Annotated in this window: 4 protein-coding genes; 2 read left to right on the forward strand and 2 right to left on the reverse strand. The window is 71.1% G+C overall.

Annotation, left to right across the window (positions count from 1 at the left end; genetic code table 11):
* Nucleotides 1–87 precede the first annotated feature (87 nt).
* Both ACM6LR_RS34350 and ACM6LR_RS34355 read right to left on the reverse strand, forming a co-directional pair.
* The gene (locus ACM6LR_RS34350) at nucleotides 88–4,110 is read right to left on the reverse strand and encodes a beta-ketoacyl synthase N-terminal-like domain-containing protein (protein WP_414945268.1); all 4,023 of its coding nucleotides are present in this window, start codon (nucleotides 4,108–4,110) and stop codon (nucleotides 88–90) included.
* Nucleotides 4,104–10,430: an SDR family NAD(P)-dependent oxidoreductase gene (locus tag ACM6LR_RS34355; protein WP_414945269.1), complete on the reverse strand. Its 6,327-nt coding sequence runs from the start codon at nucleotides 10,428–10,430 to the stop codon at nucleotides 4,104–4,106. The genes ACM6LR_RS34350 and ACM6LR_RS34355 overlap by 7 nt, the downstream gene beginning before the upstream one ends.
* A 302-nt stretch (nucleotides 10,431–10,732) precedes the next feature.
* On the opposite strand from ACM6LR_RS34355, the gene ACM6LR_RS34360 reads away from it, so the two are divergent.
* Nucleotides 10,733–11,533 carry an SDR family oxidoreductase gene (locus ACM6LR_RS34360; protein WP_414940263.1) on the forward strand — a complete coding sequence of 267 codons (801 nt, stop codon included), beginning with the start codon at nucleotides 10,733–10,735 and terminating at the stop codon, nucleotides 11,531–11,533.
* A gap of 2 nt (nucleotides 11,534–11,535) precedes the next feature.
* On the forward strand, nucleotides 11,536–12,501 hold the full coding sequence (locus tag ACM6LR_RS34365; RefSeq protein WP_414940262.1) for an aldo/keto reductase: 966 nt from the start codon (nucleotides 11,536–11,538) through the stop codon (nucleotides 12,499–12,501).
* The last annotated feature ends 526 nt before the right edge of the window (nucleotides 12,502–13,027 follow it).

Below are 13,027 nucleotides of genomic sequence, written 5' to 3' on the forward strand. Positions count from 1 at the left end.
CCAGGGAGACCACGTCCGGCGGGCGGGCAGGGCGGGTCCACGCGTCTGGTCCTTTGCCCAAGGACATCTCAGCTCCGCCCACCGTTCCTACCCGCGGTTCCAGGCCACCACGTGCCCCGGTATCCCGGCGAACTCCATCCCCGCGCCGATCTCCTCGGCCAGCCCGGCCGAATCACCCTCGGCCCGGATCGCGATCCGGGGCGGCGTCGCGCCCCGTTCCCGGACGAGGGCGACCGCCACGTCTTTGATCGTCGCGACGGCCACCGCCAGGTCCGGCAGTTCCCGGCCGTGAAGACCGGTCACCGTGGTCCCGTCGGCGCTGACCCGGATTTCGGCCGGGTAAACGCCGTCCAGCCCGAGTTTCGCGCGCACGGCGTCCTTGATCGCGATCCGTTCCAGCAGCCAGCCGCGCTGCCGTCGGGGCGCGCAGGCGGCGAATTCGGCGCGTTCCGCCGAACCGAGGTGGACGCCGGCGTAGATGTCGCGCGCGGCCGGGCTCGGCCACCGGTCGGTGACCAGCGTCCAGCCACCGGGGTGGTCCTCGGAAAGCCGGTACCGGTCAGGGAAGGCGTAGACCCGGTGAGCGGGCCGGTCGCACGGGAACCGGATGTCCCGCCATTGTTCGATCCGGGCCAGTACGGCGCCGTCGCGCACCAGTTCGGCGTCCATCTCCAGCACGTCCGGCCGCGGCAGCCGGACCCGGACGACGCACTGGAGCGACGTGCCCGGCGCCGGTTCCGGGCCGTACCAGGTGATCCGGCCCATCGACGTCGGGAACGCCAGCAGCGCGTCCGCCTTGGTGGCCATCAGCCAGCAGCCCAGCAGCTGTCCGACGTTGTCCAGCAGCGCGCCGGGCGCCGTCGGCACGACGAGGTCGCCGCGGATGTGCCGTTCGCCGAGCCCGGTGAGCCTGGCGAGCCCTCGGTACGCGGGGCCGTGGAACATCTCACGGCGCGAGTAGATCTCGGCGGCGCTCAGCGGGGGCGCGGTTTCCGGTCCAGGCAGCGGGGACGGCCGGGGAGCCGTGGGATACCGCGATGTCAGCTGGACGTCCATACTGGCGTGCGGTCCGATTTGGACACTGATCCGGTCGCCCTCACGGGTCATCGAAAGCGGCACGCGCCGCGCGGGGGCGGCGATCAGCCACCGGGAGAAGGCCGCGTTGCGCACGCCGGTCGCGATCATCCCCGGCCAGGCCCGTTCCGCCGCCCGGCAGGCGAGGTCGACCAGCGTCGTGGCGGGGACGGTGGGGCGGAAGTCCGCTTCATCGGGCCAGTCCCCGCGTTGACGGAAGAAGCGGTGATCCGCCAAGTACGGCATCGCCGCGAGCGAGACGTCCACAGTGGACTCGTCGGTGCGCCGGGCGGCCGCGTTGACGACACTCGCGGCGGCCTGCCTGGTCTCGGCGAGCAGCGCGGTGAACTCGGCGACGATCGCGTCCGGCACGCCGTCGGCCAGTTCGGGAACCGTGTCGTCGAACATGCCCTTGGCGTCGCCGTCGACCGAGAGCAGGCCGCCCGCCGTGTCGATCCGGGTGCGGCGCGGCTCCAGTACGTCGAACGCGGGCCGCCCACCCTCCACCCAGACCGCGGTGGCCACCCGGCGCAGCTGGGCGAGACCGGGCTTCGTGCCGGACGACGCCGCGATGACCAGATGCGGCCGCTCCCCCAGCGTGTCGGCCACGAACGAACCGACCTGACCGGCACCCGCCTGCACGAAAACGCGGGCGCCGTCGGCGTGGAGCGCGTCGATGAGTTCCCGGAACCGGACCTTGCGCACCAGGTGGGCCAGGTACAGCTCGCGGACCTCCACCGGGTCCTCGGGATACGGCCGGGCCGTGGTCGCCGACCAGACCGGGATCCGCGGTGTCTTCAAGTCCAGTTCCGCCGCGAGCAGGGTGAACGGTCCGAGCCGGGAGCGCATCAGCGGGGTGTGGAACCCGGACCGGAACGGCAGCGTCCGTGCGACGACGCCGTGCTGGGTGCACAGGCGGGCGAGCCGGGCCGCGGCCGCCGGGTCACCGCATACGATCGTCTGCCGTGGCGCGTTCTCGTGGGAGATCATCAATTCCGGCTCGGCGGCGAGCAGCGCGGACGCTCGTTCCGCGGAACAGCCGAGTACCAGGAATTCGGCGTCGGGCAGGGTGAATCCCCGCGGCCAGTACCGGCTCAACATGTCTTCTGTGGACCGACTCGGGTACATCCCGGCGGCCTGCATCGCGGTCCACTCGCCGACGCTGTGCCCGGCGAGCAGGTCCGGGGTGATGGCGAGCCGCCGTAGCGCGGTGTCGAGCAGCAGCCCGACCTGGGACACACTCGACGCTCGGGACAGGACACTCGTCGTCGACCACTCGGGCCGCTCCAGGCCGAAGTGCCGGGCGACGTCGGCGCAGCGCGGTTCCGCGTCCGCCTCCAGCCCCGGGTAGACGAACGCGGTCTTCGCGCCGTCCTGCTCCAGCAAAGGCGCCGTACTGCACCAGATGTCGTTGGGTCCGTGCCAGGACTTGCCCTCCGCCGCGACCTTGGCGAGCACCCTTCGCGCGACTTCGAGCCGCTTTTCGGTCGGTCCGACGATCCCGATGCGGCACGGGCCCCGTCCGCCGGATTCCGGGTCCGGGCCGTCCAGCAGCGCGCGCAGTTCGTCCGGAGTGGACGCCGCGAGCAACAGGATCCGCTCCGGCTCCTCGGTCACCTTCGCCCGGCGCGGACGCGTGGGCGCCGGGTCGGCCTCTTCCAGCACCACATGCGCGTTGACGCCGCCGAAACCGAAGGCGTTGACCGCCGCCCGGCGTGGCACGTCACCGGCGAACCATCGCTCGGCCGTCGCCAAGGTCCGGAACCGGGTCTTGTCCAGCAGCGGACTCGGATCGGCGCAGTTCAGGGTGGGCGGCAGGACGGCGTGGTGCAGCGCGAGCGCCGCCTTGATCAGGCCGGCGGCACCGGCGGTGGGCATGGTGTGCCCGATCATCGCCTTCACCGCGCCGATCGCCGCACGCGGTCCATCCGGCGGGCCGAACACCTCGGCGAGCGTGGCCAGTTCGGCCGCGTCCCCGATCGGCGTCGCGGTCCCGTGTGCTTCCAGCAGGCCGAGTGCGCCGGGTGCGGTGGGATCGAGGCCCGCCGACGCCCACGCGCGGCGCAGTGCCAGGGTCTGGCCCGCCACGGCCGGGCTGAGCAGGCTAGCGCCCTTGCCGTCGCTGGACGTCCCGGACCCGCGCAGCACCGCGTAGACCCGGTCGCCGTCGCGGCGCGCGTCGTAGAACCGTTTCAGCACGACGATCGCCGTGCCCTCGCCGATCAGCAAACCGTCCGCCTCCCGCGAGAACGGGCTGATCCGCTGGCTCGGGGACAGAGCGCCGAGCTGGGTGAACATCGACCAGAGCGTGTCGTCATGGCAATGGTGCACCCCACCCGCCAGCACGACGTCGCAGCGGCGCCGGACGAGTTCACCGATCGCCTGATCCACGGCGAGCAGCGAAGAAGCGCAGGCGGCGTCCACCGTGTACGCGGGGCCGCCGAGGTCCAAGCGGTTGGCCACCCGTGACGCGGCGAGGTTCGGCACCAGCCCGATCGCGGTGTCGGGCCGGAACTCGCCGAGCGGTTCCAGCAACGCGTCCCGCAGCTTGTCGAGCATCTCCGGCCGCGCCGACGGGAGCAGTTCCCGGACGGCGCCGGTGATCTGCCGGACCGACCGGACCCGCTGGTCGAACCGCTGGAGCCCGGGCGACAGATAGCCGCCCCTGCCGAGGATCACGCCCACGCGTTCGAGATCGCCCAGCCGCCGCAGGCCGCCCGCGTCGTCGACCGCGGAAGCGGCGACGGCCAGCGCGACCAGCTGGTCGGGCTCCATCCCGGCGACCGAACTGGGGGCGATGCCGAGACCCGTCGCGTCGAAGTCCAGGCTGTCGGCGACGAACCCGCCGCGCCGCCCGTAGGTGCGGTCGGGGGTGCGACCGTCACCGTCGTGGAAGCTCGGGTCCCAGCGGTGCGGCGGGATCTCGGTGATCGCGTCGGTACCGGAGACGATGTTCCGCCAGTACTCGTCCACAGTGGACGATCCGGGGAGGAACACGCCCATGCCGACGATCGCGACCGGCTCCTGATTCACCACAGCGATGCCGTGTACAGCACCGAGCGGACATCGGCCGGGCCGTAGGCCAGTTCACGCAAGAGGGCGGCGGTGCCTTCGTCCGGGTCGATCAGCGCGACCTCCCGGCGTTCGTACTCGCGCGCCAGTTCCGGTGACACCATGCCGGCGTGGTCGTCCGACGGCGCCCACGGTCCCCAATGGACGGTCAGCGCCCGGCAGCCGGTGCGGTCCGCCCACTGCTCACCAAGGGTCTCCAGTGCGTCGTTCGCCGCCGCGTAGTCGGTCTGGCCCCGGTTGCCCAGTACGGCGGCGATACTGCCGAAGAAGGCCACGAACCCGGGCCGCACGCCGAAGTGCTCCAAAGCGTCGAGCAACGCGCGGGCACCGTCCACTTTGGTCCCGTAAACCGTACGGAACGAGTGCTCGTCCTTGTCCGCCATCAGCTTGTCGTCGATCACCCCGGCCGCGTGGACGACACCGTCGATGCGCCCGTAGCGGGTGTGCAGGTCTTTGACCACCTGCCGGACCGCGGCGCCGTCCCGCACGTCGAGCGACCGGTAGGCCGCGGTACCACCGGCCGCGGTGATCTGGTCGAGCGTCCTGGCGATCTCACGCTGGGCCAGCACGGTACGCACCCGGCGTTCGATGTCCACCAGCGAACCGCCGCGCGCGGCCAAGGCCGACCGCATTCCCGGCGCGTCGCCGGGCAAGTCCTCGTCGCCGGGTTCGGCGGGCCACGGGGTGCGCCCGGCCAGTTCGATCCGGCAGCCGCTCGCCGCCAGCGCGACCGCCGCCCGCGCGGTGATCCCGCGAGCACCACCGATCAGCAGCAACACCGAATCCGGCCCGAGCCCGAGTGCGGTGGTCTCGCCACCGCCGGGACCCGCGCCCGCGTAGGCGACCGAACCGAGAGAGCCCGCGGACGGCTCGAAAGCGGCGCGACCGGCGGTGTCGTACCGAACGGCGGCGGGCCCTTCGGCGATCGCCTCCTCCAGCGCTATCCGCGCGAGGTCCACCGTGGACTCCAGTTCGACCAGTCTCGTCGGCTCGCTCCGTTCCCGCGCCGCGGCGCGGACAAGGCCACGCAGCCCGGCGGTGTGCCCGGCCCCCGGCCTCGCGACCACGATCACCGCGCCCTTGGCACCTTTGAGCAAGGAGAAGACCTGCGTCGCGGCCGGTTCTTCGTTTTCCGACAACGGATTCAGCACGAGCAGGATGTCCGTGTCGTCCAGCGCTCCCGGTACGGCGCCCGCCTCGGCGAACACCGCGCGGACCGACTCGGCCAACTCCTCCTGACCGGGTTCGAAACTCACCGCGATGCTCTTGCCGCCCACCCGGGCGAGGTCGGGTGTCCCGAGCGGCGCGGCTACCCGGCTGAGCAGGTACCGGCCGGGCGCGCGGCCTGCCGGAGCCTCGGCGGGGGCCGGTGTCACGGCGACCGGAGCCGCCGGTTCGAGCCACTTCCGCAGCCGTGCGGCGAGCGCGCTCGCCGTCCGGTCGCGGCTGAGCTGGTCCTGGGCGTCGTCGTGCACCCGTCCGGAGAGGCCGAGTTTCGCCAGCAGCGAGCCCGCGATTTCGGTGCGTTTGATCGAGTCGATGGAAAGATCCGCTTCGAGGTCGAGATCGTCGTCGATCATCTCGGCCGGGTAGCCGGTGCGTTCGCTGATCGCGCCGATGACGGTGGCCAGGACGTCCGTGACGGCGGTCTCGGCGACGGGCTCCGGCGCGATGACGGGCACGATCACCGCCGGGGCCTCGACCGGGGGAAGCAGCACCGGTGCGACCGGGGCCGGTGCCGGTGCGGCGGCGAGGGGCGCGGTGCCGAGGTACCCCAGCATCACGTCCCGCTGCGCGGCCAGCAGTTCGCGGCTGGTGCGGAGGAATTCGACGACGGCCTGGTCACGACCGGGCGCGGGCTGGTTCATGGTCGTCCTCGGGATTCGTCGGGCGGGCACGAGCCCATGGGCGGGGACCTCGCCACCGGGCGCGCGGACGGTCTGGCCGTCCACGGTCCAAGCCGGCGTGGGAAGCGGGCCGACGCGAACTCGGCCACGGAAGAGCCGTTCGGTGCGCACGTCGACGCCCGTGAGCGCCAAACGCGCGAGCGCGGTGAGGAACCCTCGCAGGCCTGGGCCACCGGGATCACAGGCGATCACGGTGTGCGGCCGGTCGCCGAGGATGTCCTCGGCGAGCCGGGAAAGCACCTGCCCTGGGCCCGCCTCGACGAACGTGCGCGCGCCCGCCGCGTACATGTCCTCGATCAGATCGACGAAGCGCACCGGCGATCCGATCTGATCGGCCAGTTCGGCGCGCACCTTCCCGGGCTCGTAGGGCCGGGCGGTGCGGTTCGACCACACCGGCAAGCCCGGCTCGTCGATCTCGGCGTTGTCGAGGTCGACGGCGAACACGTCACTCGCCCCGGCCACCAGCGGGCTGTGGAAGGCGCAGGCGACGGGGATCCGCTTGGCCCCGATCCCCTGCTCCCGCAGCGCGCGGACGGCGTCTTCGATGGCCGCGGTCGGTCCGGAAAGGACGGTCTGCCCGGGTGCGTTGTGGTTGGCCAGCACGACGTCGGACCGGTCGAGGGCGGCGGCCAGTTCCTCGCGGGACGCCTTCACCGCGGCCATCGCCCCCGGGTCGCTGCCCGCGACCTCGGCGATCGAGCGGGCCCTGGCCCGGCTGAGTGCCACCAGGGTCGGGGTGTCGAAGGCACCGGCGACCGACAGCGCGGCCAGTTCGCCGTAGCTGTGGCCCGCCAACAGATCCGGCCGGACGCCGAGGTCGGCGAGCAACCGGCACACGGCCGACTCGACGAGCCCGAGCGCGGGCTGCGCGACCCGCGTGTCCTTGAGCGCCTCATCCCGCGCCGCGCGTGTTTCCTCGGCGAAGGCACGCGACGGGAACGTGGTCGCGGCGACGTCGGGGGCGAGCCGCAGGACGTCGGCCAGTTCCGGGAAGTGCACGAACAGGTCCGTCAGCATGCCGGTCCGTTGACTGCCCTGCCCGGGAAACAGGAACGCGACCGCACCGGAGTCGGTGTTCCCCGCGGTGAGCCCGCCCCCGTTCTCGGCGGCCTCGCACAGTTCCGCGAGATCACTCGCGACGACCGCGAGCCGCACTGGCTCCGGCCTGCCCCGCTCGGCGGCGAGAGCGGCGATTTCCCGCAGCGGACGACCTTTGTTCATCGACAGGAGCTCGCGCAACGCGGCGCGGGCACCGTCCACATCGGAACCGCGGACCATGACCAGCTCGGCGTCCCAGTCGCGCGGCCCGTGCCGCCGGGCGGGCGGCACTCCCGGTGCGGCCAGCACCGCGTGGAAATTGGTCCCACCGAACCCGAACGCGCTCACGCCCGCGAACTCACGTCCGGGTGGAACCGGCGACGGCCGGGCACCGGTGGAGAAGGTGAAGGGACTGCTCTGGGCGTCCCAGGCGGGGTTCGGCCTGCTCAGGTGCAGCGTGGGCGGCACGACCTCGTGCCACAGCGCCAGCGCCGCCTTCATCAGGCCCGCCAGTCCCGCGGCGCATTTCGTGTGCCCGATCTGGCTTTTCACCGAACCCAGCGCGCACGTGCCTGCCTCGGCTCCCGCGTCGAGGAAGAACTCGGTGAGCGTGGTCAGTTCGGTGGCGTCGCCGACGACCGTGCCGGTGCCGTGCGCCTCCACCAGCGAGACGTCCGCCGGGGACACCCCGGCGTCGCGGTAGGCCCGTTCGAGCGCTCGCCGTTGTCCCTCGGGCCGGGGCGCGGTGAGGCCGAGCGCCTTGCCGTCGCTGGCGGCGCCGACACCCTTGACCACGGCGTAGACCCGGTCGCCGTCACGTTCGGCGTCGGCCCGCCGCTTGAGCACGAGGCACGCCACGCCCTCGCCGAGCGCGATCCCGTCCGCCGCCGCGTCGAACGGACGACACCGGCCGGTCGGCGACAGCGCGCCCGCGGAGGTGAACATGAGGTAGTCGTTGACGCCGTTGTGCAGGTCGACCGCACCGCACAGGACCATCGCGCTCGTGCCCGCCCGCAGTTCCTTCACCGCGAGGTCCAGCGCCGCCAGTGAGGAGCCGCACGCGGCGTCCACGGTGTAGTTGGTGCCGCCGAGGTCGAGCCGGTTGGCGATCCGGCCGGAGATGACGTTGGCGAGTGTACCGGGGAACGAGTCCTCGGTCAGTTCCGGCAACTGCGCGAGCAGTTCTTCCGGGACGTCTTCGAGATAGCTGGGCAGCAGCGCGCGCAGGACCCCGGCGTTCGCCAGGTCACCCCCGGCTTCGGCGCCGAAGATGACGCTGGTGCGCTCACGGTCGAAACCGCCGTCGCCGTAGCCCGCGTCTTCCAGCGCGCGCCGCGCGGTCTGCAACGACACCAGCTGGGCGGGGTCGATACTGCCCATCGACTTCGGGGGAATGCCGTACGCGAGCGGATCGAAGTCCACCGGTGGCAGGAAACCGCCCCACTTGGACGTCGACTGATCCGCGTAGACCTGCTTGTCCCAGCGCTGATCCGGCACCTCGGTGACGGCGTCCGCGCCGCGCAGGACGTTGGACCAGAAGGCCGGGAGGTCGGGGGCCCCGGGAAACACACAAGCCATGCCGACAATGGCGACGTCACCGTCCACAACGGATTCTTCGGGTAGCGCGCGGGAGGCGAGCAGTTCAGCCGCACCCTCGGTGACTTCGCGGTGCAACGTGGCGATATCGGTGCCCTGTTCCCGCAGAACCGTCACCTGTCCAGCCATGTACATACCCTCGGCGAGCTGACCATCGGCGTCCACCTCGACGAGAGCGTCTCCGTCGCGCCGGATCCCCTTGCTCGCGATCCGCAGCCGTCCGGTGTTCAGCTCCTCCAGCCGTTGCCAGCTCTCCTGCGGCGGGACACCGTCCGCGTGGAGCCCGGCCTTCAGCGCGGCGAACTCGTCGGTGTACGGGCTGGGCAGGCAGCGGGTGAGATGTCCGGGCGCGGTCTCCAGGGTGACCGTGGACCCGGCGCCGAGCACCCGGTCCTGGAAGACCTCGGTGATGGCGCCGTGGGCCACGGCTTCCTCGGTGAACAGGTACGCGGTGCCCATCAGGACACCGATCCCGCCGCCCTCCAGTGTCTCCGCCATCGCGGCGACCATGGCGGCGGACCGGGCGTCGTGCACACCGCCCGCGAACAACACTTCGACGTCCTTGGCGCCGTGTTCACCCAAGACGTCCAGTTGCTGCTCCCACAGCACGAAACTCGACCGCGGGCCGACGTGTCCACCGCATTCGGCGCCCTCGAAGACGAACCGGCGGATCCCGGCGTCGAGGAACTGCCGCAGCAGGATCGGCGACGGCACATGCAGGAAGGTCGCGATCCCGTCGGCTTCGAGTGCCTTGGCCTGCGCGGGCTTCCCGCCCGCGATCAGCACGCAGCGCGGGCGCGCGGCCCGGACCGCCGCGAGTTGTTCGGCGCGCAGGGCCTCCGGGACGAAGCCGAGGATGCCCGCGCCCCATGGCCGTTCGCCGAGCGCTTCGGCGGTGCGGCCGAGCAGTTCGGCGGTCTTGGCGCCGTTCGCGGTGGCCACCGCGACGAACGGGAACCCGTCGTGCGCGGCGACGGCGGCGGCGAAACCGGGTTGGTCACTCACCCGCGTCATCGGTCCCTGCACGACCGGGAGGCGGGTCCCCAACGTCCGGCACAGCCGGGCGCCTTGGTCAAGGGGACTCGCCGACGGCGGCGTGGCGAGTGAGCGCACGACCGATCGGACAGCGCTTTCCGCGTCCTCGAAGCGATTCTCGAACAACTTCGCGAGTCCATCGTCGGCCCTGGCGAGTTCGTTCCTCTTCGCCTCGGGCACGTCGGCCTCCGGGAACAGGCCGAGTCCATCGAGCACCACGCCTGCCGCGCCTCCCGTGATCGCGGCCACCGCCGTCCGCGGCCCGATGCCGCCGTACGCCCACACCGGGACGTCCTCACCGAACCGCTCCAGCAACCGCTGCAGCAGGACGAACGTGGTGAGGTCCGAGCCGCCTGCTTCGGAGCCTTTCGCGACCAGACCAGAGGCGCCGGTGCCGAGCATCCGGACGGCCTGCTCGACACCGGTCACCTCGGCCAGCACGGGGACGTCGGCCCTGCCCTGCCAAACTGCCCCTTCGGCCAGCAGGACGAGCCCCGCGCCGCTCTCCCGTACCTCTTCGGACCGCACGTGGCGGTCCTCGGGGATCCGGATACCGAAAGGGAACCCTCCGTCCACTATGGACCCCTTGCCCGCGAGGTCCAGTACGCCGAGGCCACCTCCCCTGGCGACGGCGGCCGCCAGTCCGGCATCCGGACGTCCGAGCGGGTTGACGCCCAGTACCCGCGTGCGCGCCGTCGCAAGACTCACCGGCGGACCTCCTGTTCGGCTGGGGCTGGTCGAACCTCGCCGGGTTCGGCGATCTTCAGCGGGATTCCCAAGAAATAACCTACTTGCCGCAGAGAGCGCAATACTCCCGCATGAAAACTCGGAAAACAAGGGAACGCGTGCTAAAGTCCGGCGCCGGAAACAAATATGTCGACAACGCCAGAACAAGCCTTTGACCTGCACTTTTATCACTCGCATTCCAGATTTTGACACCGCGTCGCTCACCGGCGTAACAAAACAGGCGAATCGTCATCGAAAGCAGAAACAATAACCATGGAGCGCATGTGGAAGTGACAGGACGAGTCGTCGTGCTGACCGGCGCGGCACACGGTATCGGTGCCGCGATGGCCCGGCGGTTCGCCGCCGAGGGCGCCGCCGGAGTGGTGGTCTCCGACCTCGATCTCGACGCGGCCGAGAAGGTCGCCGCCGGAATCACGGCCTCGGGCGGTGCCGCGATCGCGCGCCACGCCGACGCATCGTCCAAAGAGGACTTGAAGATGCTGGTGACCGAGGCGCGGACGGAATTCGGGCCGGTGGACCTGTTCTGTTCCAACGCCGGCGCCGCGTTCGGGACGGGCGTGCACGCCGCCGACGAACAATGGTCGAAGTCGTGGGCGATCAACGTCATGCAGCATGTGCACGCCGCGCAGGTCGCGCTCCCCGCGATGTTGAGCCGTGGTCAGGGATACCTGCTGATCACGGCCTCGGGAGCCGGTCTGCTCGGCACCCCTGGCGACGCGCCCTACTCGGTGACCAAACACGCGGCCGTCGGGCTCGCCGAATGGCTGGCCATCACCTACCGGCCGCGCGGGGTCCGGGTCAGCGCGCTGTGCCCGCTCGGGGTGCGGACCGCGTTGCTGGAACCGGGGATCGCCGCCGGGCACCCCGCCGCGCTCGCGATCGCCGCCGCGGCACCACTGCTGGAACCGGAGGAAGTCGCGGAATCCGTCGTGCACGGCCTGGCGTCGGAGGAGTTCCTGATCCTGCCGCACGAATCGGTACGGGAGACCTACGCGCGCAAGGCGGCGGGTCTCGACGAATGGATCGACCGCACCATCCTGGAAACCGGCGCTCGGAAGAGGTGAGCATGGACTACCGCAGGCTCGGCGCGAGCGGGCTGTCCGTCAGCGAGATCTCCTACGGCAACTGGCTCACGCACCCCGACGGCGCGGCATGCGTCCAAGCCGCGCTCGACGCGGGCATCACGACCTTCCACACCGCCGCGGCCTGGGACGGCGGTGCCGCCGAAGAGAACCTCGCCGCGGCACTTGCCCACGCGCGCCGCGACGATCTCGTGCTGTGCACCGGCGTGTTCTGGCCCGAAGGCCCCGGTGTCAACGACGCCGGCCTCAGCCGCAAGCATCTGACCACGTCACTGCACGGATCGCTGCGGCGCCTGCGCACCGACTACGTCGACGTCTACCAGTTGCTGCGGTTCGACTACCGCACCCCACTGGAAGAGACGTTCCTCGCGCTGTCGGATCTGGTGCGGCAGGGGAAGATCCTCTACGCCGGCACCGCGGAGTGGACGGCCGAACAGTTGCTGGAGGCCAAGCCGATCGCCGATCGGCACGGCGTCCCGCTCATCGCCAACCAGCCGCACTACTCGATGCTCTGGCGGGTCGCCGAGGCGCAGGTGATGCCGGTGTGCGAACGCGCCGGGATCGGCCAGTTCGCGTCGGTCGCCCTCGCGCAGGGCGTACTGACCGGCAAATACCGGCCGGGCGACATCCCGCCGGACTCGCGGGCCGCGACCTCGCGCGAGGCCCGGCCGCTGCTCCTGCCCGACCTCCTCGAACGCGTCGGCATGCTGCGTGGCGTCGCCGACGAGGCCGGGCTGACCATGGCCCAGCTGGCGCTCGCGTGGACGTTGCAGCACAACACCGTCGCCTCGGTGGTGACCGGGGCGAGCAACGCCGCCCAGGTGACCGAGAACGCGAAGGCGTCCGGGGTGGCGCTGGACCTCGATGTGCTGACCCAGGTCGATCAGCTGCTGGGTAGCTTCGTACAGACGGATCCGCGGCTGACCTGGTCACCACCCGCGATTACCTGAGGCGACGGATCCGTGTTGCCTGAAGTACATGAAGGCCCCCCTGCCTTGCGACTAGCGGCAGGGTCCCGGCAAAGTCGCAGAGCTGGTCTGCGCTGCTGATGGTAGTCCGGGTTTGGCATCGCTAGTGCCTGTAAGGGTCGAGCGGGGAGGATTTCGGACGTTCAACGTCCGAAATCCTCCCCGCTCGGGCGTGTGCCGGAGGGGCATGTCCCTGAACCTCTGTTGATCAAGCTCCGCGACCGGTGTGTTCCCGCGACGAATAACGCCTGACCTGCAAGACCTCGACTTTGCCGGGCCCTGCGCCAAGTGTCGCGTGATCCTGCAGGTCTTACCCGTGATCAGACGGCGATCTCCGGAGATCGCCGTCCAATCACGCGAGATCGCCGTCTGATCACGCGTAACCGCCGTCTGATCACGCGAGATCGCCGTCCGAGGAACGAAACCAAACGTCAAACAAGCAGGATCACGCGACACTAGCGCAAGGAGGGAGGCCTTCATGTACCGGAAGGTGTGAAAGTCGTGCTTC

The sequence above is a fragment of the Amycolatopsis sp. cmx-11-32 genome, from assembly GCF_047608695.1.
Classification (GTDB): Bacteria; Actinomycetota; Actinomycetes; order Mycobacteriales; family Pseudonocardiaceae; genus Amycolatopsis.

Bases quoted from the DNA above. Each gene is read 5' to 3' on its own strand.
- ACM6LR_RS34365 (WP_414940262.1), top strand. From the start codon at position 11,536: ATGGACTACCGCAGGCTCGGCGCGAGCGGGCTGTCCGTCAGCGAGATC.